Genomic DNA, 26,309 nt, shown 5'->3' with positions numbered 1-26,309 from the left:
TACCCCTTAGCCTTTACGAAACATTTTCAGCATGCGCTGAGTCACGGTGAAACCACCGAAAATATTGATACTGGCGATCAGCACCGCGATAAAGCTCAGGAAGCTGATCCAGCCGCCGTGTCCAATCTGCAGCAACGCCCCTACCACGATGATCCCGGAGATAGCGTTGGTCACCGACATCAGCGGCGTATGCAGCGCATGGGAGACGTTCCACACCACGTAGTAACCCACAACGCACGAGAGTGCGAAGACGGTAAAGTGGCCGAGGAACTCTTTCGGCGCGACGTCAGCCAGCCAGCCGAACAGAATAATGACCAGCGCCATGATGGCGTATTTGCGCCACGGAGAAGCCGGTTTTGCCGGTTCTTTTGGCTCGGGTGCCGCTTTTGGCGCAGCCTGGGGCTGGGCTGAAACCTGAATAGGCGGCGCAGGCCAGGTAATTTCACCTTCGCGAACGACGGTAACGCCGCGCACCACCACATCGTCAAAATCGACGGTGATGTTGCCGTCTTTCTCTTTGCAGAGCAGCTTCAGCAGGTTAACCAGGTTGGTGCCGTACAGCTGAGACGACTGGGTTGGCAGGCGGCCAGGCAGGTCGGTATAGCCGATCACCTTCACGCCGTTAGCGGTCGTGGTCACCTGATTGGCAACGGTATACTCGCAGTTACCGCCGTTTTGCGCCGCCAGGTCGACAATCACGCTGCCCGGCTTCATGGAGTCGACCATCTCGCGGGTGATCAGCTTCGGCGCCGGTTTACCCGGAATAAGCGCGGTGGTAACAATAATGTCGACGTCTTTCGCCTGCGCGGCAAAGAGTTCCATTTCGGCTTTGATAAAGGCTTCGGACATCACCTTCGCGTAACCATCACCGCTGCCCGCTTCTTCCTTAAAGTCCAGCTCAAGGAATTCGGCCCCCATGCTCTGAACCTGTTCCTTCACTTCGGGACGGGTGTCGAACGCGCGCACGATAGCGCCCAGGCTGTTTGCCGCACCGATTGCGGCAAGACCCGCCACACCCGCGCCAATCACCATCACTTTCGCCGGTGGGACTTTCCCCGCCGCGGTGATCTGGCCGGTAAAGAAGCGTCCAAATTCGTGGGCTGCTTCAACAATGGCGCGGTAGCCGGCAATGTTCGCCATGGAGCTCAGCGCATCCAGCGACTGCGCGCGCGAAATACGCGGCACGGAGTCCATCGCCATCACGGTCACGCCACGGGCCGCCAGCTTCTCCATCAGTTCAGGATTTTGTGCAGGCCAGACGAAGCTCACCAGCGTGGTGCCTGGATTCAGCAGCGCAATCTCACTCTCTTCCGGCGCGTTGACCTTCAGAATCACGGGCGACTGCCAGACTTCAGCACCGTCCACCACTTCCGCGCCAGCCTGAATAAAGGCTTCGTCATCGAAACTCGCCAGCTTGCCTGCGCCGCTTTCAACCGCGACGGTAAAACCCAGTTTAAGCAGTTGCTCCACCGTTTTCGGTGTTGCCGCTACGCGGGTTTCATTGGCTAACCGTTCTTTTGGTACCCCAATACGCATAGTTTTCCCTTCCATCGGTTTTTGATGATGGTTTGTCGATAAATGCCCGCGGTTTGTATCAATTTTCGCCAGCATGATAGCGACGAGAAATGAGTAACCCCGCAAAATAAAACAGTAACAAACTGTCTATAACCTACTGAAAATAGCGCTTGTGATCTACCGCCAGAAAACACTATTTCTTACTTTATCTGTGAAAAATAAGCGATCGGCGTCACTGACAGTGATATTTACCTTAAATTCATCGCCAGAACCGATAAATCGCGCAAGCGAAGCGGTAAAAACATGATATAGCGCCATAAGAGAACAAGTTATTAACATTAAATTAACTTGTAAAAGTCATATGCTTTATCAGTTTTGCTTGTCAAACGCCTGTTTTTTCAACATATCACTAAATGTTATCGAATTCGGTAATTGAGTGAGCACAGGCAGTGAAAAATGGCGCAGACAGCGACGGGTTTTAAATGCCATAATCGGGGCCGTCTCAAATAAACAACAATACCAGTACATGGTTTGCGCAAGGCGAAGGATTATTTTTATGAAGCTTAAGAACACACTCCTGGCGTCCGCACTTCTCTGTGCGACCGCCCTGTCTGCGAATGCCGCAACAGAGTTAACGCCAGAGCAAGCGGCAGCGTTAAAACCTTTTGACCATACGGTCATTGTGGGTCGTTATAATTCTATTGGCGATGCCGTCGCCGCCGCATCAAAAGCCGCGGATAAAAACGGGGCGGCCTCGTTTTACGTAGTTGACCAGTCCGATTACGGCAACAGCGGTAACCAGCGCGTGACCATTGCGCTGTATAAAGATAATGCACCAAAGGCTGACGCGCCGAAAAACCGCGTGATCAACGGTATCGTTGAGCTGCCGAAAGACCAGGCCATTGAGCTGGAACCTTACGACACCGTTACCGTTCAGGGCTTCTATCGCAGCCAGCCAGAAGTGAACGATGCCATCACCAAAGCCGCGAAAGAGAAAGGTGCCTACTCTTTCTATATCGTGCGTCAGGTGGATGCTAACCAGGGCGGCAACCAGCGCATTACCGCATTCATCTACAAAGAAGATGCGAAAAAACGCGTTCTGCAGAGCCCGGATGCCATCCCTGCGGATTCTGAAGCGGGTCGCGCGGCGATAGCCAAAGGCGGCGAAGAAGCGAAGAAAGTTGAAATTCCGGGCGTAGCGACCTCTGCGGCACCAAGCGCTGAAGTGGGCCGTTTCTTTGAAACGCAGTCCACGAAAGGTGGCCGTTACTCCGTGACGCTGCCGGACGGCACCAAAATTGAAGAGCTGAACAAAGCCACTGCCGCGCAGATGGTGCCGTTCGACAGCATCAAGTTTACCGGCAACTACGGCAATATGACGGAAGTCTCTTATCAGGTCGCGAAGCGTGCGGCGAAGAAAGGGGCGAAGTATTACCACATCACCCGCCAGTGGCAGGAACGTGGTAACAACGTGACCATCAGCGCCGATCTATACAAGTAACAAAACCGTTGACGAAAGGCGGCGCAATGCCGCCTTTTTTGTTACTTTTTTTGAAAATCTGCCACACATCATTGCATGCTTTCGTTACACTCCGTAAAATCCCGCGCCTTAGTGTGATCCACCATTTTTATGCGCCTTAGCGAAATAATTATTCTGGATTGGGACTTTTCATAACAGGAAGCCAATGGAAAAGAAACTTGGCCTGAGTGCTTTAACTGCACTTGTATTGAGCTCAATGCTGGGCGCGGGCGTATTCAGTTTACCGCAGAACATGGCGGCCGTCGCAAGCCCTGCCGCCCTGCTCATTGGCTGGGGCATTACCGGTGTCGGGATATTGCTGCTGGCGTTTGCCATGCTGTTGCTGACGCGCATTCGCCCGGATCTGGACGGCGGCATTTTCACCTATGCACGTGAAGGTTTCGGCGAGCTAATCGGCTTCTGTTCCGCCTGGGGCTACTGGCTGTGCGCGGTCATCGCCAACGTCTCTTATCTGGTGATTGTCTTCTCGGCACTCAGTTTCTTTACCGATACCCCTGAGCTGCGCCTGTTTGGCGACGGCAATACCTGGCAGTCTATCGTCGGCGCCTCGGTGCTGCTGTGGATTGTTCACTGGCTGATTTTGCGCGGTGTCCAGACCGCCGCCAGCATCAACCTGGTGGCGACGCTGGCGAAGCTGGTGCCGCTTGGCCTGTTTATCGTGCTGGCCTTCATTGCGTTCCGTCTCGACGTGTTTTCGCTTGATTTCAGCGGCATCGCGCTGGGCGTTCCGGTCTGGGAGCAGGTGAAAAACACGATGCTGATTACCCTGTGGGTATTTATCGGCGTTGAGGGTGCCGTCGTGGTTTCTGCCCGCGCGCGTAATAAGCGCGATGTGGGCCGCGCCACGCTGCTGGCCGTCCTGGCGGCGCTGGGCGTGTATCTGCTGGTGACCCTGCTTTCGCTGGGCGTGGTGGCGCGTCCTGAACTGGCCGAAATGCGTAACCCGTCCATGGCAGGACTGATGGTGAAAATGCTCGGCCCGTGGGGCGACGTGGTGATTGCCGCAGGGCTGATCGTCTCCGTCTGCGGCGCTTATCTGAGCTGGACCATCATGGCGGCTGAAGTGCCGTTCCTGGCCGCGACGCACAAGGCGTTTCCACGCCTGTTTGCCCGTCAAAATCATAATAATGCGCCATCAGCCTCACTCTGGCTGACCAACATCAGCGTTCAGGTCTGTCTGGTGCTGATCTGGCTCACAGGTTCAGACTATAACACCCTGCTGACCATCGCCTCGGAGATGATTCTGGTACCCTATTTCTTAGTGGGTGCGTATTTGTTAAAAATCGCCACGCGTCCGGCGCACTATGTTGTGGGCGTAGGGGCCTGTATTTACGGCCTGTGGTTGTTGTATGCTTCCGGGCCGATGCATCTACTGCTGTCGGTTGTGCTGTATGCGCCGGGTCTGCTGGTGTTTATCTATGCCCGCCGCACGCATCAGCTGGAGAACGCGCTGAAACGCCGTGAAATGGCCTTAATCGGGCTGTTACTGGTTGCTGCCGTACCGGCAACCTGGATGTTAATGGGATAGCACTGTCTTTCCCATTGTTGAACTGTAAAGGAGAATACGATGGGAAATGCACCGCTTCGCCCAATACTGATCACCGGTGGAGGCCGCCGTATCGGCCTCGCCCTCGCCCATCACTTTCTCAACCTTCGCCATCCGGTCATTGTCAGCTACCGTACGGAATACCCGTCGATTGAGGGGCTGCGCAAAGCCGGAGCGATCTGCATTCAGGCTGATTTTTCCACCGACGAAGGCATTCTGGCCTTTGCCGAACAGGTTAAATCCACCGCGACGGGGTTGCGCGCCGTGATCCATAATGCCAGCGCATGGTGTGCCGAGAAGCCCGGCACGTCCCTCAGCGATACGCTCTCCGCCATGCTGCAGATCCACGTTAACGCTCCTTATCTGCTTAACCACGCGCTGCAGGATCTGCTGCGCGGCCACGGGCATGCGGCGGGCGACATTATTCACTTTACCGATTATGTGGTAGAGCGCGGCAGCGACAAGCATATCGCCTACGCGGCCAGCAAAGCCGCGCTGGATAACATGACGCGCTCCTTTGCCCGCAAGCTCGCGCCCGAGGTAAAGGTGAACGCCATCGCCCCGGCGATGATTTTGTTTAACGAACACGATGATGCGGAATACCGCCAGCAGGCGCTGAATAAGTCGCTCATGAAAATAGCGCCCGGTGAGAAAGAGGTGATCGACCTGGTGGATTACCTGCTCACCAGCTGCTACGTCACCGGCAGAACCTTTGCCGTGGACGGCGGCCGCCCGCTGCGCTAGTGAAAGCGGCTCCAGAAGAAGATTAACACCCAGGCGCTGAGCCCCCAGCAGACCACTGCCCCGCCCAGCGCCAGGGGAAGCCGCAGAAAACCGGTGAAATACCACAGGGAAAGCAGGTAGAGAAAGTACGGAATGATTGACCACATGCCAAACACGATGGTCGTGCGTAGCGCTTCCGTACCCCGCTCAGAGGCCACAATATAGTGGGCAATCAGCGCAAAGGTCGGGAATAGCGGGATCAGCCCGGCAATATAGTAGTTTTTGGTTTTTGCCAGAATGCCAATCAGTAACACCACCAGCGCCCCCAGCGCGGCTTTGATCACCAGCCCCATATTTTTTCCTATAACAATCAAATAACAAGAAACGTCAGAATAACGGAAGCGGCGTTAATTTTGAAAGATTAATGGAAGGTTAAGGTTCCGCGGTGTATTTTGGCTTTTTTCACGAAAACAGACGCTGTATGAATAAGATTGTATATGTTGAAGACGAACCCGAAGTCGGGCAATTGATCGCCGCCTATCTGGGTAAACATGATATGGACGTCATTGTTGAGCCTCGCGGCGATCGTGCCGAAGAGGTGGTCGTCCGTGAAAACCCGGATTTAGTGCTGCTGGACATCATGCTGCCAGGCAAAGACGGCATGACGCTCTGCCGGGACCTGCGCGCCCGCTGGGATGGTCCTATCGTTCTGCTTACCTCACTGGACAGCGATATGAACCATATTCTGTCGCTGGAGATGGGCGCCAATGATTACATTCTGAAAACCACACCGCCTGCCGTCCTGCTGGCCCGCCTGCGCCTGCATTTGCGCCAGCACGCCAGCATCGAACGCGAAGCGCCCGCGCCGTCCCTGACGCCGCACAAAGCGTTGCGCTTCGGTACGCTGTCTATTGACCCGGTTAACCGCCAGGTCCTGCTTTCCGGCGAGCTTATCGCCCTTTCTACCGCAGACTTTGACCTGCTCTGGGAGCTGGCCACGCATGCCGGGCAAATCATGGACCGCGACGCGCTGCTGAAAAACCTCCGTGGCGTGAGCTATGACGGTATGGATCGCAGCGTTGACGTGGCGATTTCGCGATTACGCAAAAAACTGCAGGATAACGCCACCGAGCCCTACCGCATTAAAACCGTGCGTAACAAGGGTTATCTGTTCGCCCCACACGCCTGGGAAACCTGATCGTCGGATAGGATAATCTGCGCGAATTGAAGGCATTGCGCGAAAACGCCCTCCTTTCGCGCATTTATTTTTACGTTTGCGCAACATTTAACTTGCTAAGCACGCAAACTATTCCATAATTAGCTTCTCGACTCTCCTTTCTTCAGCTCATCCCGCTCTTGCGATCGTTTTACTCATTTTCGCCGTGAAGCTTTCACGACATCGCTCCCAGAAATCTTGAAATGAGGATTTAAGCCCATGAATTATGTATAGCTACGATCAGGTAGAAGCGATAAAAACCAATCTTGAGTGGATTGTTAATCAGGCAACCCTTAACCACACCTCACCCTCACGCACCGATCAAAAAGCGCTCTTTGACCTGCTGGAACTCATCCAGTCTTACGAAATACTGCTGGATCTCATCAGCGAATACGGGGCGGATGTGATTGATACGCACATTGCGGAAGGCCTGGCCGTGACCGAAAAACTCATCGCCAAGGTAAAAAACAGCGCGAAAGCCATATAACACGCTCAACAGACGTGAAAAACCCGAAGGGTTTTCATGTATATTCTGCACATAGCGTTTTTTCGGTGAGATCCAATGAAAAAGCTGTTTGTGCAGTTTAGTGTGCAGAAAACCTGCAATTTACTGGAAAGGCTATAGCTTCTCTCCCGTTCGCAAAGCTATTAACGGCTCGTTACAACGCATCTGCCTCTACGATTATTTGGGGATGCCTGGCGGAAAGGGTTTTCGCACATGCCCAATGCGTGGTCACTCTTTTTCCATTTAGCTTTCCGGTGAGCGCCAGGAGTAATGCCCCCGTACAAACTGAACCAAACCGCTTGCTGCATAAGTTTGTAAAAAAATTCAACACATTCAGAAACAAACGCTCGCATCAGATTGAACATTTCAAAATTACCAGCAGTTAAATCGATTCCCTTACAGGTTTAATGCATCTGTCGCTGTAAGTCATGAACGTCTATTTATCCACTCAAGGGAATAGCAGGTGATTTATCCGCTGTAGGGATATCCCTTTTAAATCCACTTACAAATGCGCTCGTGTTGGAAGAATTTCATGTATGGTATTCTTTGGTTGTTTATATTTAGTAGATTGCCCACAGTAGTTACATCCTATGCTCAATTACATTGTCATTAATTAGTTAGCGAGATAAGAATGAAATCAAATGTAAAGTATACTTTTCATCACTTCGGCATCCCGTTACAGGATGGCGTTTTTGAAGGTGCATACAGCGAAAAAGCCGGGATGTATACAGTTGATAACCCAGGTCAGTTTCGTGTGCAGTGGCATAGATTTAAAGATAGTTCTCCACTCCACAATTTGATAAAAACTGTGCCTCATGTCGCCTTCAAAGTGGACAACCTGCTAAGAGCTATCGAAGATGAAGAAGTAATTCTTGGTCCCTATGAGCCCATTGACGGTTTCTTTGTTGCCATGATTAATGACAATGGCGCACCGATTGAACTCATAGAAACTACACTCTCTGATGATGAAATCTGGGAAAGAGCAAGGTCCGGTCAAGGCGACCTTTACAGGAAGTAATTTTATCTATTTGAAGCCTGGCAAATAAATCTGAACTGCGCTCATCACCCACTCACGAGCCACATGAAGAAATTGTTTCCTACCACCAGCTTCCCACCGGGCCATTTTGCTGGCGCAATGATTAACCTCTTTCGTTTCGGTATTAATAATATGATCAAGCTTGTTCAGCCGAGAAATTGCTTCAAAACTGAACGAGAAGACAGGCCTACCGAACGATAAAACGATCGGGCATTCGCCGCAGACGCCCCTATCAGCTGCGTCATACATACGCGTGCTGGATGTTGTCGGCAGGTGCTAATCCTGCTTTTATAGCGAATCAGATGGGTGATAAGAATGCAGAGATGGTCTTCCATGTATACTCTGCGAGGATAAATGTTCTCGATAGCGATCAGGTACCATTTTTGAATCAGCGCTTTGGCGGATATGCAAATGCCCCTATAGTGCCCCTGAAGGTCAAAACAAAGTAGTTAATTACTTGATGTCCCGGTGATATTTAATGAAAAAGCTGTTTGTGCAGTTTTATCTTTTACTGTTTGTCTGCTTCCTGGTGATGACCATGCTGGTCGGCCTGGTTTATAAATTCACCGCCGAACGTGCGGGCCGGCAGTCGCTGGACGATCTGATGAAAAGCTCGCTCTATCTGATGCGCAGCGAGCTAAGAGAGATCCCTCCACACGACTGGGCGAAAACCCTGAAAGAGCTGGATCTCAATCTGTCATTCGATTTACGCATCGAGCCGTTGAAAGATTTCGATCTGGATCCGCCCGCCATGCAGCGTCTGCGCGACGGGGACATCGTTGCGCTGGATGAAAAATACACCTTTATCCAGCGCATTCCGCGCAGCCATTACGTGCTGGCCGTCGGGCCGGTGCCCTATCTCTATTATCTGCACCAGATGCGCCTGCTGGACATGGCGCTGATGGCCTTTATCGCCATTTCGCTCGCATTTCCGGTCTTTATCTGGATGCGGCCCCACTGGCAGGACATGCTGAAGCTGGAATCCGCCGCGCAGCGTTTTGGTGAGGGGCATTTTACCGAACGCATTCATTTCGACAGCGGTTCCAGCTTTGAGCGTCTGGGCGTGGCCTTTAACCAGATGGCCGATAACATCAACGCCCTGATCGCCAGTAAGAAGCAGCTGATCGACGGAATTGCGCACGAGCTGCGCACGCCGCTGGTTCGCCTGCGCTACCGTCTGGAGATGAGCGAAAATCTGACCGAGGCAGAGAATCAGGCGCTTAACCGCGACATTGGCCAGCTTGAAGCGCTGATTGAGGAGCTGCTGACCTACGCGCGTCTCGACCGCCCGCAAAACGAGCTGAACCTCACCACGCCGGATCTGCCCGCCTGGCTGCAAACCCACATTGATGACGTTCAGAGCGTAAACCCGCAGCGCACGCTGTTGACGCGCGTCACGCCGGGTGACTACGGCGCGCTCGATATGCGCCTGATGGAGCGCGTGCTGGACAACCTGATGAACAACGCCATGCGCTACAGCGAAAGTACGCTCCAGATTGGCCTGGATTTGCAGGGCAACCGGGCCAGCCTGACGGTGGAGGACGACGGACCGGGAATTGCCCCGGAAGCGCGAGAAACCGTGTTTGAACCGTTTGTCCGCCTCGATCCCAGCCGCGATCGCGCCACCGGCGGATGCGGCCTGGGGCTGGCGATTGTCTACTCTATCGCGCAGGCGATGGGCGGCACGGTGCATTGCGAGGAGAGCGAGCTCGGCGGCGCACGCTTCTGTTTTAGCTGGCCGGTGTACCATAACATCGCCCTTCCCGTCCCTGCCTGACCTCAACCGCACGCTGGCCTGACCCGGCGTGCTGTGCTATATGATAAGTATGTTGTAACTAATGAGAGTGTTTATGGCGAACTACGATCTCATCGAACGGCTTAACGGCACGTTTCGGGAAATAGAACACGAACTCCTGACCCTGACCGAGCGTTTGCAGGCCTGCCGCCTGCTGGCCGCGCGCGTCTTTACCCTGCCGGATGTGGCTAAGGGAGCCGAGCACGATCCACTGGACACCATCGAGGTCGAACAGCACATCGGCAGCGCGGCTCTTGAGCTGGCGCTAAAACACTATCGTCGCCTGTTTATCCAGCAGCAGTCAGAAAACCGCAGCAGCAAGGCCGCCGTGCGCCTGCCGGGGGTCATCTGCCTGCAAACCGATGCGACATCGCGCGAAGCGCTGGAAAGCCAGATTGCGCATATCAACACCCTGAAAGCGGCCTTTGAAAAGATCATCACCGAAGAGTCCGGCCTCGCCCCTGCCGCGCGGTTTGAGTGGGTGCACCGACAGCTTCCGGGGCTGATTACCCTGAATGCCTATCGGACGCTGACGGTACTGCGTCACCCCGCTACGCTGCGCTTCGGCTGGGCGAATAAGCACATCATTAAAAACTTCACCCGGGATGAGATTCTGGCCCAGCTGGAAAAAAGCCTGAAGACGCCGCGCACCGTCGCGCCGTGGTCGCGGGAGCAGTGGATTGAGCGCCTGGAGCAGGAGTACCACAGCATCGCCTCGCTGCCGATGGATGCGCGCCTGAAGATAAAGCGCCCGGTGAAGGTGCAGCCTATCGCTCGCGTCTGGTATTCCGGTCAACAAAAGCAGGTACAGTATGCCTGCCCGACGCCGCTGATTGCGCTTTACGATGCCGATCAGGGCGCGGTGGTACCCGATATTGGGGAACTGCTGAATTACGATGCTGACAATGTTCAGCACCGTTACAGACCTCAGGCGCAGCCGCTAGAGCTGATTATTCCTCGGCTGCACCTGTACGTGGCGGGATGATTATTTCAGGCTGCCGACCATCGCTTCCGGGCGAACCCAGGCGTCAAACTCCGCCTCCGTGAGATAGCCCAGCGCCAGGGCGGAGGCTTTCAGCGTCAGCCCCTCTTTATGCGCTTTTTTGGCGATCTCGGCGGCCTTGTCGTAGCCAATATGGGTATTGAGCGCGGTGACCAGCATCAGAGATTCATTGAGCAGCTGGCTGATGCGTTCGCGATTGGGCTCAATCCCCACCGCGCAATGCTCGTTAAAGCTCTCCATCCCGTCCGCCAGCAGACGAACAGATTGCAGCACGTTGTGGATCACCATCGGGCGATAGACGTTCAGCTCGAAGTTGCCGGACGCACCGCCCATGTTGACGGCCACGTCGTTGCCCATCACCTGGCAGCAGAGCATGGTCATGGCTTCGCACTGGGTCGGGTTCACTTTACCCGGCATGATGGAGCTGCCCGGCTCGTTTTCCGGGATGCTGATTTCACCGATGCCGCAGCGCGGGCCCGAGGCCAGCCAGCGCACGTCGTTAGCAATTTTCATCAGCGAGGCCGCCAGCCCCTTCAGCGCGCCGTGGGTGTGGACCAGCGCATCGCAGGTCGCCAGCGCTTCGAACTTATTGGGCGCCGTGACGAACGGCTGTCCGGTGATGGCAGCAAGCTCCTCCGCCACGCGCACCGCGTATTCTGGATGGGTGTTTAACCCGGTACCGACCGCCGTCCCACCGAGCGCCAGCTCCGCCAGGTGCGGCAGGCTGTTCTCGATATGCTTCAGGTTGTGTTCCAGCATCGCCACCCAGCCGGAAATCTCCTGGCCGAGCGTCAAAGGCGTGGCGTCCTGCAGGTGCGTACGGCCAATCTTGACGATGTCGCGGAAGGCCTGCGCTTTCTCGTTAAGCGTGGATTTGAGCACGTTGAGCTGCGGGATAAGCTGCTCGCGAATGGCGATTACCGCCGCCACGTGCATCGCCGTCGGGAAGACGTCGTTAGAGCTCTGGCTTTTGTTGACGTCATCGTTCGGGTGGACCTTACGTTCCATGCCGCGCACGCCGCCCAGCAGCTCGCTCGCCCGGTTCGCCAGCACTTCGTTCATGTTCATGTTGCTCTGGGTACCGGAACCGGTCTGCCAGATAGCAAGGGGAAATTCGTCAGGATGCTTGCCCGCCAGCACTTCGTCTGCGGCGTTGATAATGGCGGTGGCTTTATCGGTGTCCAGCAGGCCCAAATCCTGGTTCACTTTCGCGGCGGCGCGTTTGGTCAGCGCCAGCGCCTGAATCAGCGAGACGGGCATTTTTTCGGTCGAAATACGGAAGTGCTCCAGCGAACGCTGGGTTTGCGCGCCCCATAGCTTGTCGGCCGGGACGTCGATGGCGCCCATCGAGTCTTTCTCATGGCGTACCGTGGTCATTACTTTCTCCTTGATAACAAAAGAGGGATTGCTCACATGCTTAAGGGATAAGTATTGATGACTTCTGAGAAACGGTATGGCGCTTTGTGCGCTCTTTTTGATGTCGGGTGGCGGCTGCGCCACCCGGTTTTTTCAATTTACTTCACGCACGCCGAACACTGGGACGACTGGATCTGCTTGAAGAAGTCGTTGCCTTTGTCATCCACCAGGATAAACGCCGGGAAGTCTTCCACTTCGATTTTCCAGATCGCTTCCATACCCAGCTCCGGGTATTCCACGCACTCCAGGCTCTTGATGCTGCCCTGCGCCAGAACCGCCGCCGGGCCGCCAATGCTGCCGAGGTAGAAGCCGCCGTGCTTGTGGCACGCGTCCGTCACCTGCTGGCTGCGGTTGCCTTTAGCGAGCATGATCATGCTGCCGCCGTTGGCCTGCAGTTGATCAACGTACGAGTCCATACGCCCTGCCGTGGTTGGGCCTAACGAGCCGGAGGCATAGCCTTCAGGCGTTTTCGCCGGGCCCGCGTAGTAGATCGGGTGATCTTTAATGTACTGCGGCAGCCCTTCGCCGTTGTCCAGGCGCTCCTTCAGCTTCGCGTGCGCAATGTCGCGGCCCACGATGATCGTGCCGTTCAGGGAGAGACGGGTCGAGACCGGATACTGAGAAAGCTGCGCCAGAATCTCTTTCATCGGACGGTTCAGGTCAACGCGAACCGCTTCACCCTCACCCGCTTTACGCAGCGCTTCCGGGATGTATTTGCCCGGGTTATTTTCCAGCTTTTCGATCCACACGCCTTCGCGGTTGATCTTGGCCTTGATGTTGCGATCCGCAGAGCAGGAGACGCCCATCCCGACCGGACAGGAGGCACCGTGGCGCGGAAGACGGATCACGCGCACGTCATGGGCAAAGTATTTGCCGCCAAACTGCGCCCCGAGGCCCAGATTACGCGCCTCTTCCAGCAGCTCCTGCTCAAGCTGCACGTCGCGGAACGCCTGACCGTGCTCGTTACCTTCAGTAGGCAGGCCGTCGTAGTATTTGGTCGAGGCCAGCTTGACGGTTTTCAGCGTGCTTTCAGCCGAGGTTCCGCCAATCACGAAGGCGATATGGTACGGCGGGCACGCCGCGGTGCCGAGGGTACGCATCTTCTCAACCAGGTAATTTTTCAGCTTGCCCGGAGTGAGCAGCGCTTTGGTTTCCTGGTAGAGATAGGTTTTGTTGGCTGAACCGCCGCCTTTGGCGATGCAGAGGAATTTGTACTCGTCACCGTCGACGCTGTAAAGGTCAATCTGCGCGGGCAGGTTGGTGCCGGTGTTAACCTCTTTGTACATGTCCAGCGCCGCGTTTTGCGAGTAGCGCAGGTTGTCTTCGGTGTAGGTGTTGTAGACGCCGTGAGCCAGTGCCGCTTCGTCACCGCCGCCGGTCCAGACGCGCTGGCCTTTTTTACCGACGATGATCGCCGTGCCGGTATCCTGGCACGTTGGCAGAATGCCTTTCGCCGCGATATCGGAGTTACGCAGGAACTGCAGGGCAACGTACTTGTCGTTTTCGCTGGCTTCCGGGTCGCTCAGAATATCGGCAACCTGCTGCTGATGCGCGGGGCGGAGCATAAAGGAGGCATCGTGGAAAGCGTGCTGCGCCAGCAGCGTCAGCGCCTGCGGATCCACCTTGAGGATCTCTTGTCCTTCAAACTCAGAGACGGAGACGTGATCGCGGGTTAACAGGTAATACTCGGTCTGATCCTTACTGAGGGGGAAAGGATCCTGATAATGGAAGGGTTTATTCGACATTGTTCTCTCACTTACTGCTTCGGTCTGTTTATTCAGGGCAGATGTTCCGCTGCCCGGCTTAAAAGCGAGTCAGCTTATCCTACACAATTTTTTAACAAAAACTGAGACTAGTACGACTTTTTACATCCACAGGTTACTTCCACGTAGTTTATTGCTTTAATACCCGGAGTTAATTCCACATTTGAATCAGGGCTTGATAATGCAAAAACTCATTAACTCAGTGCAAAACTACGCCTGGGGAAGTAAAACTGCGTTAACGGATCTCTACGGTATCGCGAACCCGAACAACCTGCCGATGGCGGAACTATGGATGGGGGCGCACCCGAAGAGCAGCTCAAAAATTGAAGACGCCAGCGGCCAGGTACGCAGCCTGCGTGACGTGATTGATGCCGATAAAGCCGCACTGCTGGGCGACAAGGTTGCTCAGCGCTTTGGCGAACTGCCGTTCCTGTTTAAGGTGCTGTGCGCCGACCAGCCGCTCTCCATCCAGGTTCACCCGAACAAGAAAGCGTCTGAAATCGGCTTTGCCAAAGAGAACGCGGCGGGCATCCCGCTGGATGCCGCCGAGCGTAACTACAAAGATCCTAACCACAAGCCGGAGCTGGTGTTCGCGCTGACGCCGTTCCTGGCGATGAACGCCTTCCGCGAGTTTTCAGAGATTATCTCCCTGCTGCAGCCGGTCGCGGGTGCCAACAAGGCTATTGCCCACTTCCTCGAAAACCCAAACGCGGACGCGCTCAGCCAGCTGTTTGCCAGCCTGCTGAATATGCAGGGTGAAGAGAAATCTCACGCGCTGGCGGTGCTGAAAGCGGCCCTGAACAGCCAACAAGGGGAACCGTGGGAGACCATCCGCCTGATTTCCGAGTTTTACCCTGACGACAGCGGCCTGTTCTCCCCTCTGCTACTGAACGTGGTGAAGCTGAACCCGGGCGAAGCGATGTTCCTGTTCGCGGAAACCCCGCACGCCTACCTGCAGGGCGTAGCGCTGGAGGTGATGGCCAACTCTGACAACGTGTTGCGCGCGGGCCTGACGCCGAAATATATCGACATCCCTGAGCTGGTTGCCAACGTGAAGTTTGTAGCGAAGCCTGCCGCGGAGCTGCTGACTCAGCCGCTGAAAAACGGCGCAGAGCTGGACTTCCCGATTCCGGTTGAGGATTTTGCGTTCTCCCTGCACGACCTCAATCAGACGGAAACGACAATCGCACAGGAAAGCGCGGCGATCCTGTTCTGCGTCGAGGGCGAAGCAACGCTGCGCAAAGGCGAGCAGCGTCTGGTTCTCCAGCCTGGCGAGTCAGCATTCGTTGCAGCCAATGAGTCCCCGGTCAGCGTGAGCGGCACCGGTCGCCTGGCGCGCGTTTTTAATAAGCTTTAAGCACTTACTGAATTTTTTAACAACTCTTGCTAAGCTAGTTGAAGGCTTAATATCTCCGGGCGGTTTTTACCGCCTGGTTTCATTTTAGGGATAGTCGCAATGAAAAAATCGGTCGTAGCGGTTGGAGTGATTGTAGCGTTAGGCGTGGTCTGGACGGGTGCCTCCTGGTTTACCGGGAAACAGCTGGAAGGCCGTCTGGCTGAGATGGTGGCGCAGGCTAACGGAGAAATTAAGCGCAGCGCGCCGGAGGCGGGTCTGGAGCTGAGCTACCAGAACTATCAGCGCGGCGTGTTCACCAGCCGCATGCAGTTGGTGGTGAAGCCGGTGGCCGGTGCGGCAAACGGCTGGCTGAAGCCGGGACAGAGCGTGGTGCTGGATGAAGTGGTAAGCCACGGTCCGCTGCCGCTGGCGCAGTTAAAGTCGTTTAACCTGATCCCGTCCATGGCGTCCGTTCATACCGTACTGGTGAATAACGACGTCACTAAACCGCTGTTTGACCTGGCGAAGAATGAATCACCTTTCGACATTAACACCCGTATTAGCTACTCCGGTGATACCAGTTCTGATATCGCGCTGAAACCGCTGAACTACGAGAAAGAGAACGAAAAAGTCGCCTTCAGCGGCGGCCATTTCAAACTTGATGCGGATCGGGACGGCAACGTCTTCTCCATGACGGGTGAAGCGGAAAGCGGCCTGGTCAACGCCGTGAACGAATATAACCAAAAAGTTCAGCTCACCTTCAACAACCTGAAAGCCGACGGCAACAGCCGTATGACCGACTTTAAAGAGCGTATCGGCGATCAGAAGCTCTCCGTGGATAAGATTGCTATCGCAATTGAAGGAAAAGAGATGGCCGTGCTGGAAGGCATGGACGTTAACGGTCAATCCGATGTATCCAAAGACGGTAAAAGCATCAATACCCAGCTGGATTACACGCTGAAGAGCCTGAAAGTGCAGAATCAGGATCTGGGCACCGGCAAGCTGTCGCTAAAGATCGGCAATATCGACGGCCAGGCATGGCACGAATTTAGCCAGAAATACAGCAAAGAGAGCCAGGCGCTGCTGACCGACGCCGCGCTGCAGCAGAACCCGGAAGTGTACCAGCAGCAGGCGATGGCGGTGCTGTTCAATAACCTGCCAATCCTGCTGAAAGGCCAGCCGGTGGTCACCGTTGCGCCGCTGAGCTGGAAAAACAGCAAAGGCGAAACCAGCTTTAACCTGTCGCTGTTCCTGAAAGATCCTGCAGCCGCCACGGGTGAACCGCAGACGCTGGCGCAGGAAGTGGATCGCAGCGTGAAGTCGCTCGACAGCAAGCTGACCATCCCGATGGATATGGCGACCGAGTTTATGACCCAGATTGCGAAGCTGGAAGGCTACGGCGATGAAGATGCCGGCAAGCTGGCGAACCAGCAGGTGAAAGGTCTGGCGGCGATGGGTCAGATGTTCCGCATCACCAAAGTGGAAGACAACACCATTTCCACCAGCCTGCAATATGCCAACGGCCAGGTAACGCTGAATGGCGACAAAATGCCGCTGGAAGAGTTTGTTGGCATGTTTGGTATGCCGACGCTGGGAATGCCGGAACCGGCTGAACCCGCAGCGCCAGCCGTACCGGCGGCACCGCAGCAGTAAACGTCAAAACCCCTCGCAAGAGGGGTTTTTTATTGCCCTTAACCTTTCCATCCCTGGAGGAAATCCAGCAGCAAGGCGTTAACTTTCTCAGGCTGTTCCTCCTGAGGAAGATGGCCGCACTCGTCGATACCCTGCGCCCGCAGGTTATCCGCCATTTCAGCCCAGACGCTTTGCATATCGAAAAGCTTGCCGACCGCGTGAAAATCATTGCCCCACAGCGACATTACCGGACAGGCGATTTTCACGTCTGCGTCGGCAAGATCCTGCGCCACGTCTTCCGCGTTGGCGCGATAGTCAGCCATCGCGCCTCGCACGGCTCCGGGCGCCTGATACGCGCGAACATAGGTGTCAAACGCCTCGCCGCTTATGGTTGACGGATCGTAGGTCCAGTCCGAGAAAAAGTGGCGCAGCCAGATATTTTCACGTCCTGCAATCAGCGCTTCCGGCAGATCGGGCACAAGATGGAACAGGAAGAACCAGTATGCGCGGGCGATGGAAGCATTCAAGTCGCGCGCCACGATACGCGTTGGCACGTTATCCATGACCACCAGACGATCCACCAGCTCAGGGTAATCTTTTGCGAACCGCGTCGCGACGCGCGCCCCGCGATCGTGCCCCACCAGCACCACCTTCTGTAACCCCAGCGCACGCATTAGCTCCCGGATGTCCCGGGCCATGTTCCGTTTATCATAGCCAGTAGCCGGTTTATCCGTTTCGCCATATCCTCGCAAATCCGGCGCGATGACGCGGTAGTGCCGGGACAATACAGGTATCTGGTAGCGCCAGGCATAGTTTGTTTCAGGAAAACCGTGCAGAAGAATAACCGGCGCGCCTTCACCCTCTTCAACCACAAACTGGCGAATGCCGTTTGCCGTTACGGTGTAACTTTTCATAGTCGTAACCTCACTTTATTTCAGCAGAGGCACGTTGGCCGCACGTTGATAAGGACCGTAATTTACAGGGTTCCAGCTATAGCCCTGCTGCCAGGCGGTGATATGCCCAATACCGGGGAAAGGCAGATGCGCAGCGGCCATCCACTCGCCGTCTTTCGCCAGGGCGTTAAATTCCTGCGCCCGGGACGAGATGGCTTTTTTCGAATCGACATCAAAGCGAATAGACACTTCAGGATGCGGGAACTGGACGGCTGGCGCATGAATCAGATCCCCAATGAAGTTAATAGCCGTCCCCTGCGACGCAAAGCGATAAACGGTACTGCCGGGCGTATGGCCAACGGCATAGGCCGTCTGGACTTCCGGGATCGGCGAAGCTGGCGGAACGAAGGTTTTAAGATGCCCGGAGGCTTTATAAGCAGACAATGCTTTTCGGGCGATAGCGAAATACTCTTTCGCATTAGCCGGCGCGCTCGCTTCTTTTGCAGGATCAAGCCAGTAGTCGGCCTCCCCCTGCGGTACATAGACGGTGGCATTGGGGAACAACGCTTTACCGTTCGCATCGCTCAGGCCACACACGTGGTCAAGATGCAGGTGAGTCAGGAAAATGGTATCAACCTGCTCGGGACGATAGCCTGATGCTTTCATATTGTTAACCAGCTGGCCGGCCGTTTCCGGCACGCAGTGCCCCGCTCCGCTGTCAATCATGACCAGATGTTTACCGGTATTAACCAGGAAAGCGTTAAAAGCGGTCGGCATGCGGTCGGCATCGATTTTATGCTGAGCCAGCAGTTTACGAACCTTGTCGTCTGAAAGACCGTGGAGTAATGACGGCGAAAGGTCGTTATAGCCGTCGAACAGCGCCGTGACCTCATATTCCCCTACCGCCAGACGATAATATCCGGGGACCTGCTGCTTCACCTGCGCAGGTGCGTCAGCCCAGGCGGCACTTACCAATAACAGGCTGCTGAATGCCAGAACCGTTTTCAACTTTTTCATCTTCACTCCAGATTGATATTTTTCAGGTTGTGAAGAGACTATGGCAGCGTAACGATAAATACTGTAGATATGTACTTTGATAAGGCAGCATAACGAAAAGCGATACAATGAAACTGGAAGACGTTGAAGTGTTTGTCGAAGCGATTAAGGCGGGTAGCCTGGCGGGCGCCGCGCGTCGGCTCTCAATGAGCGCCATGGCGGCGTCACGCTCTCTTAACAATCTTGAGGCTGAGCTGGGGGTCAGGCTGGTGCATCGCACCACGCGATCCCTCTCACCCACCAGCGATGGTGACGTTTTTTTGCCTCATGCGCAGGCGTTGCTGGAAGATAAAAATAACGCGCTGGCCGATCTGTTTCCTGATGGTACGCACCTGTCCGGACGCCTTCGCATTACCGCCTCAGCGGCGTTTGGACGCAAGATCGTTGCACCGATGTTGCCGCTGTTTATGCAGCAACATCCTGCCCTGCAGGTCGACCTGCTGGCAACCGATGAGCAAATTGATATTGTCGGGAAAGGCATAGACGTGGCGTTACGCATTGCACCGCTGCGCGATAACCGGTTAGTTGCACACCGCATCTGTGATAACCCCCGCGAGCTTTGCGCCAGCGCGGAGTATCTCGCCGCGTACGGTTTACCGAAATTGCTTAACGATCTGGCTGGACATAGCTGCCTGACCACCTCAGATACGACACACTGGTCATTTGAAAAGGGTGAACAGCGCTACAAACAAAAGGTGTCAGGCCGATTCTCGGCTAACTCTATTGAGGCGATTTTCGAGGCTTGTCTGGGGGGACTCGGCATCGCAAATTTATCTCGCTGGTACGTTGAGCCTGCCATTGCTGAGGGTAAACTCGTGCGGATCGTCCTGGAAGATGCCCAGCCGGAATCGCTGGCCATTTGGGCAGTTTACCCGACCTCCCGGCTGATCCCGGCAAAAGTACGAAAATTTGTAGAAGCCCTGGAGACACATCTGACGCTCAACCCGCTAACGCAGCAGAGCTGAGTTATTTCACCGTCACCAGCCGCGCCGCCACAATCTGGTGCCCGGACTGGACATCCGTGTTGTCGATGCGCTGCATAATTCTGTCTGCCAGCGTGTAGCCCATCTCCCGCGCAGGGGTGGTAGCCCAGACGATGGGGAGATCGTCCAGCGCGTTTTCACCAACGTCGGCGAACGCCCCTAACGCCACCTGATGGCCGAAGAAGGTTTCCACCCCGCCCTCGCCGCTCTGACGCCCGGCGCGGATCAGGCCAAACCAGGCACCCATGGCAATCACATCGTTGTAGCAAATCACGGCGCTGATCGTCGGATTGCTTCGCAGCAGCGCGCCTATCGCTTCCGCCGCTTTCTTCTGGCTGGATTCACACTCCACGACCCATTCGCTGTGGAACGGCAGGCCGTATTTAATCAGCGTCGCGCAGTAGCCGCCGACCCGCTCGGCGCGCGTCAGGGAGGAGCTTTTCCCTCCCAGCCAGGCAATGCGCTGATGCCCACGGCGAATGAGATGTTCGGTCAACATTTGCGCGGCCTGCATGTTATCCGGGCGCAGCGTATCGGCCTCGTCCAGATAGCTGGCGCGCGAGGCGAATACCAGCGGCACGCCTTTTTCGGCGGCGCGCTCGCAAAGTTCGCTACCCACGCCCGACGCTCCGGCGACGATCACTCCGTCAACCCCCTGGGTCAGCAGCATATCGAGACGGGAGAGAAGCTGCCCGGCCTCGCGCCCGCCATGCAGCAGAAAGACCATCCGCCCCTGCGCTTCCAGCGCTTCGGTTAACCCGGCGGTCAGCTCCGCATAAAAAGGTGACGTCAGGTCACGGACAATCAGGCCAATCACCCCGCTTTGCCCGCCGCGCAGCGCCGACGCCTGACGGTTACGCACAAAGCCCAGCTGTTCAACCGCCTCGTTCACCCTCTGGCCGGTTGCGGGCGAGATGCGCCCTTTACCACTGAGCACGAGAGAAACGGTGCTGACAGAAACCCCCGCCGCCAGCGCGACATCGTTGATGGTGACTTTTTTCGCTACAGCCATGTGTCAGCGTGACTCCCTGAAATGAGATCGGTAAAACGTTTTATCAATACGTTATCTTTATACTACCAGTCAAAGCCTGAGAATGTGATTTAGCGCGCACTAAACTTTGATAAAACGTTTTATCTTCTCGCAGCATTGAAGCAGGCAAACTGATTTTAACAATAAAGGAGTCGTTTTATGACGGCGAAAACAGCACAAAAAATATCGCTGTGGGAGTTTTTCCAGCAACTGGGTAAAACCTTTATGCTGCCCGTGGCGCTCCTCTCGTTCTGCGGGATCATGCTCGGGATCGGCAGCTCGCTGAGCAGTAAAGACGTTATCACGCTGATCCCGTTCCTCGGTACTCCCGTGCTGCAGGCGATCTTTATCTGGATGAGTAAGGTCGGCTCCTTCGCGTTTAGCTTCCTGCCCGTGATGTTCTGCATCGCCATCCCGCTGGGCCTGGCCCGCGAGAATAAAGGCGTCGCGGCGTTTGCAGGGTTTGTGGGTTACGCCGTGATGAACCTGGCGGTTAACTTCTGGCTGACCGCGAAAGGCATTCTGCCGACGACCGATGCTGCCGTGCTGAAGGCCAACAACATTCAGAGCGTGATTGGCATCCAGTCTATTGATACCGGGATCCTCGGAGCGGTGATCGCCGGGGTCATTATCTGGATGCTGCACGAGCGCTTCCACAATATCCGCCTGCCGGATGCCCTGGCCTTCTTCGGCGGTACCCGCTTCGTGCCGATTGTCACCCTGGTGGTCATGGGTCTGTTCGGCCTGATCATTCCGCTGATCTGGCCGGTCTTTGCGATGGGCATCAACGGCATTGGCCGCATCATCAACGGCGCGGGAGATTTTGGTCCGATGATCTTCGGCACTGGCGAGCGTCTGCTGCTGCCGTTCGGCCTGCAGCATATCCTGGTGGCCCTGATTCGCTTCACCGAAGCGGGCGGTACCATGGAGGTGTGCGGTCACGACGTGAGCGGTGCGCTGACCATCTTCCAGGCGCAGCTGAGCTGTCCGACTACCCACGGCTTCTCTGAAAGCGCCACCCGCTTCCTGTCTCAGGGTAAAATGCCGGCCTTCCTCGGCGGCCTGCCGGGTGCCGCGCTGGCGATGTACCACTGCGCGCGCCCGGAAAACCGACATAAAATTAAAGGGCTGCTGATCTCCGGCGTGATTGCCTGCGTCGTGGGCGGCACCACCGAGCCTATCGAATTCCTGTTCCTGTTTGTTGCGCCAGTGCTGTATCTCATCCACGCGCTGCTGACCGGCCTGGGCTTTACCGTGATGGCGGTGCTGGGCGTCACCATCGGCAACACCGACGGCAACGTGATTGACTTCGTTGTGTTCGGGATCCTGCACGGCCTGTCAACCAAGTGGTATCTGGTGCCGGTCGTGGCGGCTATCTGGTTCGCGGTGTACTACGGTATCTTCCGCTTCGCCATCACCCGCTTTAACCTGAAAACGCCGGGCCGCGATACCGATACCGCCACCAGCGTTGAGCAGGCGGTGGCCGGTACCGTGGGCAAATCCGGGTATAACACCCCTGCCATTCTGGCTGCGCTGGGCGGTGCGGATAACATTACCTCGCTGGATAACTGCATCACCCGCCTGCGTCTGTCGGTGGCGGATATGTCAAAAGTGGATACCAACGCCCTGAAAGCCAACCGGGCCATCGGCGTGGTACAGTTAAATCAGCACAATTTGCAGGTGGTTATCGGCCCGCAGGTTCAGTCGGTGAAAGATGAGCTGGCAACCCTGATGCGAACAGTAGAAGCCTGATGCCTCAACCCCCTCTCATGAGGGGGTTTTACTTTAAGGATTAACGTCATGTTTGATTTTTCTACCGTCGTGGATCGTCACGGCACCTGGTGTACGCAGTGGGACTACGTCGCCGACCGCTTTGGCGCGGCGGATCTGCTGCCCTTCACCATCTCGGATATGGACTTCGCCACCGCCCCCTGCATTACCGACGCGCTGCATCAGCGCATCAACCACGGCGTGCTGGGCTACAGCCGCTGGAAAAACGACGAGTTTCTTGCCGCTGTTGAGCACTGGTTTCGGCAACGCTTTAACAGCCGCATTGATAAAGAAACCATCGTTTATGGCCCTTCCGTCATCTACATGGTGTCAGAGCTGATCCGCCTCTGGTCAAAGCCCGGTGACGGCGTGGTGGTTCACACCCCGGCGTACGATGCGTTTTACAACGCCATTGGAGGCAATGCGCGTCAGGTTGTGGCCGTTGAGATGGAAAAGCAGGCGGCTGGCTGGCTGGGCAATATGGCGGCGCTTGAAGCGGCCCTGGCGAAACCGGAAAACAAAATTCTGCTGCTGTGCAGCCCGCAGAACCCGACTGGCAAGGTCTGGACGCGGGATGAATTGACGCAGATGGCGGAACTCTGTGAGCGCTATGACGTGGCGGTTATCAGCGATGAAATTCATATGGATATGGTCTGGGGGGCACATCGCCACACCCCGTGGAATGCGGTAGCGCGCGGCAAATGGGCGCTTCTCACCTCCGGCTCGAAAAGCTTTAATATTCCGGCACTGACGGGCGCATACGGCCTGATCGGCGATGAAGAGAGCCGTAACGGCTATCTCAGCGCGCTAAAAGGACGAGATGGGCTCTCTTCCCCTTCCGTGCTGGCGCTGACGGCCCATATCGCCGCCTATCAGCAGGGAGAGCCGTGGCTGGATGCCTTGCGTCGTTATCTGGAAGAGAATCTGTTGTATATCGCACAGGAATTAAACAGTGCTTTTCCGAAACTGAACTGGCAGCCGCCGGAAGCAACCTATCTGGCCTGGATTGACCTGCGCCCGCTGAACATTGACGACAGGGCACTGCAAAAAGTGCTGATCGCGCAGCAAAAAGTCGCCATCATGCCGGGATACACGTACGGAAACGAGGGTAACGGCTTCGTGCGCCTTAACGCCGGCTGCCCACGCAGCAAGCTGGAACAAGGGGTTCAGCGCCTCATCGCCGGGATCAACACGCTCCTGTAATTTGTTTGCGCAACGGAATATTCCCTTGCGCAAATAGCTTTTTACCCCGTTTTGTTTTTATAATATGGCGCACTTTAATCCGAAAAGAGTGCGACCATGATTGATACACGCCTGCCCTTAACTGATATTCATCGTCACCTTGACGGTAACATTCGTGCCCAAACCATCCTCGATCTTGGCCGCCAGTTCAACTTAACGCTTCCCGCTCAGACGCTTGAGTCGTTGATCCCACACGTACAGGTTACCTCCAATGAACCAGACCTGGTCAGCTTCCTGAGCAAACTCGACTGGGGCGTGAAGATGCTGGCCTCGCTGGATGCCTGCCGCCGCGTGGCGTTTGAGAACATTGAAGACGCGGCCCGCAACGGTCTGCACTACGTTGAGCTGCGCTTCTCGCCGGGCTATATGGCGATGACCCACAACCTGCCCGTTGCAGGCGTGGTGGAAGCCGTCATTGAAGGCGTCCGCGAAGGGTGTAAAACGTTCGACGTTCAGGCCCGCCTGATCGGCATTATGAGCCGTACGTTCGGCGAAGCCGCCTGCCTGCAGGAGCTGGAAGCGCTGCTGGCGCACCGCGATGCCATCACCGCCGTCGACCTCGCCGGCGACGAACTGGGCTTCCCCGGCAGCCTGTTCCTCTCCCACTTCAACCGCGCGCGCGATGCCGGCTGGCACATTACCGTCCATGCGGGTGAAGCAGCAGGCCCGGAAAGCATCTGGCAGGCCATCCGCGAACTGGGCGCCGAGCGTATCGGCCACGGCGTGAAGGCGGTAGAAGACCGCGCGCTGATGGATTTCCTGGCGGAGCAGCGCATCGGCATTGAGTCGTGCCTGACGTCCAACATTCAGACCAGCACCGTAGCAACGCTGGCGCAGCACCCTCTGAAAACGTTCCTCGAGCACGGCGTGCTGGCCTCGCTGAACACGGACGATCCGGCGGTTCAGGGCGTGGATATCATCCACGAGTACAACATCGCCGCACCGCAGGCGGGCCTGAGCCGCGAGCAGATCCGCCAGGCGCAGATCAACGGGCTGGAGATCGCCTTCCTTACGCCTGCAGAGAAGCAGGCGCTGCGGGATAAAGTGGCAACCGCGTAAACCCTTTGCCGGGTGGCGGCTAGGCCTTACCCGGCATACAAAAGCATTTAAAACTTATGCCAGACAGAGCGTGGCGCGATGTTTGGCAGATTCGATCCCCAGCTCAATCAGCTCCATAATCTGAATCGCCTGGCTGGCCGGAACCGGATTCTCTCCCGTGCCGTTCAGCGCATCGCGGATGGCAGCATAATAAGCCGGATAGTTACCCGGGATCGTTAACAGGGTTTCCTCAACCAGCTCCTCACCTTCCGTCCGTGTCACGACGCCGTCGCGCATATCATAGCCCCAGTCTTCCTGCGGCAGAAGTTCACCGTTTTTGAGGCGATCTTCCTGCGGATCGAGGCCAAACTTCACGTAGCTCCCGCGCGTGCCGTGGATGATATAGCGGGCAGATTCCGCTGCCGCGACCATCGTGCCGTGCAGCACAATCCGCCGCTGCGGGTAACTCAACACCGCGTGGAAGTAATCCGTTGTCTGCGCCCCGGGCCTGAGCTGGGCCAGATCGACCGTCAGGCTCACCGGCAGCCCAAACAGATTCACGGCCTGGTCCAGCAGATGCGGGGCTAAATCGTACCAGATGCCGCTGCCCGGACCGGCCTGCTCGCGCCAGCGGTTTCTCACCTGCGGACGGAAGCGGTCAAAATGCGATTCAAAAAAAACGATCTCTCCTAACGTGCCTTCCCCGAGAAGCGTTTTAACCGTCAGGAAGTCGCTGTCCCAGCGGCGGTTATGGAAAACGGACAGCACTCTGCCCAGGCTTTTTGCCAGCGCCTCCAGTTCACGCGCCTGTGACAACGTCACGGTGAAGGGTTTGTCAACAACGACGTGCTTCCCGGCTTCCAGCGCGGCTTTCGCCAGCGGGAAGTGCGTGTCGTTCGGGGTGGGAATAACAATTAAATCGATATTCGGATCGTTGAAAAGGTGTTTAGGCTCGGAGACAACCGGCACTGCGGGCCAGTCAGCGTGGACTTTGGCGGCGTCGCTGCTGGATACCGCCGCCAGCGCCATTCCCGGCGTTCCGGCTATCAGAGGCGCATGAAACGTTTTGCTCGCGTACCCGTAGCCTATAAGCCCGACGCGAATGTTATCACTCATCGTGTTGTCCTCTTGTTGCGTTTCTTATTTCATACTGGCTTTTCTGGCATTGTCCTCATTAATAATGAGCCATGGCGCTTAAAATAGCAGGCTGTACCGGCTATTTTTGTTACATAGTATTAACCTTCTGATTTTGTTTAAGGGAATCGTTCCCA

23 protein-coding genes and 2 pseudogenes are annotated in these 26,309 nt (G+C 56.0%); 15 read left to right on the top strand and 10 right to left on the bottom strand.

The genetic code is table 11. The features are described 5' to 3' along the window. Positions 1 to 6: 6 nt before the first annotated feature. Positions 7 to 1,536, bottom strand: coding sequence for a Re/Si-specific NAD(P)(+) transhydrogenase subunit alpha (gene pntA, locus IM284_RS04160; RefSeq protein ID WP_028012942.1), 1,530 nt, complete (start codon positions 1,534 to 1,536; stop codon positions 7 to 9). Positions 1,537 to 2,071: 535 nt separating this feature from the next. On the opposite strand from pntA, the gene ydgH reads away from it, so the two are divergent. The 3 genes from ydgH (at position 2,072) to folM (ending at position 5,345) form a co-directional block, all read left to right on the top strand. Further along, positions 2,072 to 3,016, top strand: coding sequence for a DUF1471 family protein YdgH (gene ydgH / locus IM284_RS04155; RefSeq protein ID WP_028012941.1), 945 nt, complete (start codon positions 2,072 to 2,074; stop codon positions 3,014 to 3,016). A gap of 184 nt (positions 3,017 to 3,200) precedes the next feature. Beyond that, the gene (locus tag IM284_RS04150; protein WP_047368429.1) at positions 3,201 to 4,583 is read left to right on the top strand and encodes an amino acid permease; all 1,383 of its coding nucleotides are present in this window, start codon (positions 3,201 to 3,203) and stop codon (positions 4,581 to 4,583) included. A 39-nt stretch (positions 4,584 to 4,622) separates the two neighbouring features. Further along, a complete protein-coding gene (gene folM, locus IM284_RS04145) occupies positions 4,623 to 5,345 on the top strand; it encodes a dihydromonapterin reductase (RefSeq protein WP_041910292.1) in 723 nt (240 codons plus the stop codon). On the opposite strand, the gene IM284_RS04140 is transcribed toward folM, so the two are convergent. Next, a complete protein-coding gene (locus IM284_RS04140) occupies positions 5,342 to 5,677 on the bottom strand; it encodes a GlpM family protein (RefSeq protein ID WP_014883596.1) in 336 nt (111 codons plus the stop codon). The two genes, folM and IM284_RS04140, sit on opposite strands and share 4 nt — an antisense overlap. A gap of 128 nt (positions 5,678 to 5,805) precedes the next feature. Here IM284_RS04140 and rstA point away from each other — a divergent pair, with 128 nt between their 5' ends. Together rstA and IM284_RS04130 are read left to right on the top strand one after the other, a co-directional pair. After that, entirely contained in the window at positions 5,806 to 6,522 is a 717-nt protein-coding gene (rstA, locus tag IM284_RS04135; RefSeq protein ID WP_028012938.1) for a two-component system response regulator RstA, read from the top strand. A gap of 244 nt (positions 6,523 to 6,766) precedes the next feature. Continuing rightward, positions 6,767 to 7,027 carry a hypothetical protein gene (locus IM284_RS04130; RefSeq protein WP_047368428.1) on the top strand — a complete coding sequence of 87 codons (261 nt, stop codon included), beginning with the start codon at positions 6,767 to 6,769 and terminating at the stop codon, positions 7,025 to 7,027. A gap of 175 nt (positions 7,028 to 7,202) precedes the next feature. Here the strand turns inward: IM284_RS04130 and IM284_RS04125 are convergent. Beyond that, positions 7,203 to 7,349: pseudogene (locus IM284_RS04125) on the bottom strand (DJ-1/PfpI family protein); the annotation flags it as partial. Between the two features lie 327 nt (positions 7,350 to 7,676). On the opposite strand from IM284_RS04125, the gene IM284_RS04120 reads away from it, so the two are divergent. Next, entirely contained in the window at positions 7,677 to 8,063 is a 387-nt protein-coding gene (locus tag IM284_RS04120) for a hypothetical protein (protein ID WP_047368427.1), read from the top strand. A 6-nt stretch (positions 8,064 to 8,069) separates the two neighbouring features. Here the strand turns inward: IM284_RS04120 and IM284_RS23710 are convergent. Then, positions 8,070 to 8,243 (bottom strand): annotated as a pseudogene (locus tag IM284_RS23710) (KilA-N domain-containing protein); the annotation flags it as partial. 35 nt (positions 8,244 to 8,278) lie between these two features. Between IM284_RS23710 and IM284_RS04115 the strand changes: the two are divergent. From IM284_RS04115 to tus, 3 genes are all read left to right on the top strand, one after another. Continuing rightward, a complete protein-coding gene (locus tag IM284_RS04115; protein ID WP_080351196.1) occupies positions 8,279 to 8,530 on the top strand; it encodes a tyrosine-type recombinase/integrase in 252 nt (83 codons plus the stop codon). A gap of 29 nt (positions 8,531 to 8,559) precedes the next feature. Continuing rightward, on the top strand, positions 8,560 to 9,858 hold the full coding sequence (gene rstB / locus IM284_RS04110; RefSeq protein ID WP_028012933.1) for a two-component system sensor histidine kinase RstB: 1,299 nt from the start codon (positions 8,560 to 8,562) through the stop codon (positions 9,856 to 9,858). A gap of 73 nt (positions 9,859 to 9,931) precedes the next feature. Then, positions 9,932 to 10,861, top strand: coding sequence for a DNA replication terminus site-binding protein (gene tus / locus IM284_RS04105; protein ID WP_047368425.1), 930 nt, complete (start codon positions 9,932 to 9,934; stop codon positions 10,859 to 10,861). On the opposite strand, the gene fumC is transcribed toward tus, so the two are convergent. Continuing rightward, positions 10,862 to 12,256: a class II fumarate hydratase gene (gene fumC, locus IM284_RS04100; RefSeq protein WP_047368424.1), complete on the bottom strand. Its 1,395-nt coding sequence runs from the start codon at positions 12,254 to 12,256 to the stop codon at positions 10,862 to 10,864. It abuts the gene before it with no gap. A 137-nt stretch (positions 12,257 to 12,393) separates the two neighbouring features. Further along, positions 12,394 to 14,040, bottom strand: coding sequence for a class I fumarate hydratase FumA (gene fumA, locus IM284_RS04095; protein ID WP_028012930.1), 1,647 nt, complete (start codon positions 14,038 to 14,040; stop codon positions 12,394 to 12,396). A gap of 199 nt (positions 14,041 to 14,239) precedes the next feature. On the opposite strand from fumA, the gene manA reads away from it, so the two are divergent. Beyond that, positions 14,240 to 15,415, top strand: a complete 1,176-nt coding sequence (manA, locus tag IM284_RS04090; RefSeq protein WP_047368423.1) for a mannose-6-phosphate isomerase — start codon at positions 14,240 to 14,242, stop codon at positions 15,413 to 15,415. A 99-nt stretch (positions 15,416 to 15,514) separates the two neighbouring features. Further along, positions 15,515 to 17,047 (top strand): YdgA family protein, encoded by a 1,533-nt coding sequence (locus IM284_RS04085; protein WP_047365362.1) that lies wholly within the window; start codon positions 15,515 to 15,517, stop codon positions 17,045 to 17,047. A 38-nt stretch (positions 17,048 to 17,085) separates the two neighbouring features. Here IM284_RS04085 and IM284_RS04080 read toward each other — a convergent pair whose 3' ends face one another. Beyond that, complete coding sequence (locus IM284_RS04080) at positions 17,086 to 17,940, bottom strand: alpha/beta fold hydrolase (protein WP_047368422.1); 855 nt, start codon at positions 17,938 to 17,940, stop codon at positions 17,086 to 17,088. Between the two features lie 15 nt (positions 17,941 to 17,955). Further along, positions 17,956 to 18,936 carry an MBL fold metallo-hydrolase gene (locus tag IM284_RS04075; protein ID WP_047368421.1) on the bottom strand — a complete coding sequence of 327 codons (981 nt, stop codon included), beginning with the start codon at positions 18,934 to 18,936 and terminating at the stop codon, positions 17,956 to 17,958. A gap of 107 nt (positions 18,937 to 19,043) precedes the next feature. Between IM284_RS04075 and IM284_RS04070 the strand changes: the two genes are divergently transcribed. Continuing rightward, on the top strand, positions 19,044 to 19,940 hold the full coding sequence (locus tag IM284_RS04070) for a LysR family transcriptional regulator (protein WP_193055733.1): 897 nt from the start codon (positions 19,044 to 19,046) through the stop codon (positions 19,938 to 19,940). 1 nt (position 19,941) lies between these two features. Here the strand turns inward: IM284_RS04070 and IM284_RS04065 are convergent, their stop codons facing one another. Further along, entirely contained in the window at positions 19,942 to 20,970 is a 1,029-nt protein-coding gene (locus IM284_RS04065; protein ID WP_028012924.1) for a Mal regulon transcriptional regulator MalI, read from the bottom strand. Positions 20,971 to 21,147: 177 nt separating this feature from the next. On the opposite strand from IM284_RS04065, the gene malX reads away from it, so the two are divergent. The 3 genes from malX (at position 21,148) to add (ending at position 25,059) form a co-directional block, all read left to right on the top strand. Next, entirely contained in the window at positions 21,148 to 22,740 is a 1,593-nt protein-coding gene (malX, locus tag IM284_RS04060; RefSeq protein WP_028012923.1) for a maltose/glucose-specific PTS transporter subunit IIBC, read from the top strand. Between the two features lie 48 nt (positions 22,741 to 22,788). Further along, positions 22,789 to 23,961, top strand: coding sequence for a MalY/PatB family protein (locus IM284_RS04055; RefSeq protein ID WP_047368419.1), 1,173 nt, complete (start codon positions 22,789 to 22,791; stop codon positions 23,959 to 23,961). 96 nt (positions 23,962 to 24,057) lie between these two features. Further along, a complete protein-coding gene (gene add, locus IM284_RS04050; protein WP_047368418.1) occupies positions 24,058 to 25,059 on the top strand; it encodes an adenosine deaminase in 1,002 nt (333 codons plus the stop codon). A gap of 54 nt (positions 25,060 to 25,113) precedes the next feature. Here the strand turns inward: add and IM284_RS04045 are convergent, their stop codons facing one another. Next, positions 25,114 to 26,154, bottom strand: a complete 1,041-nt coding sequence (locus IM284_RS04045) for an oxidoreductase (RefSeq protein WP_047368417.1) — start codon at positions 26,152 to 26,154, stop codon at positions 25,114 to 25,116. Positions 26,155 to 26,309: the final 155 nt, after the last annotated feature.

The sequence above is a fragment of the Enterobacter cloacae complex sp. P12RS genome, from assembly GCF_014895875.1.
Classification (GTDB): Bacteria; Pseudomonadota; Gammaproteobacteria; order Enterobacterales; family Enterobacteriaceae; genus Enterobacter; species Enterobacter bugandensis.
Note: the sequence above shows the minus strand (reverse complement) of the source record. Positions and strands in the feature narration are given on the sequence as shown.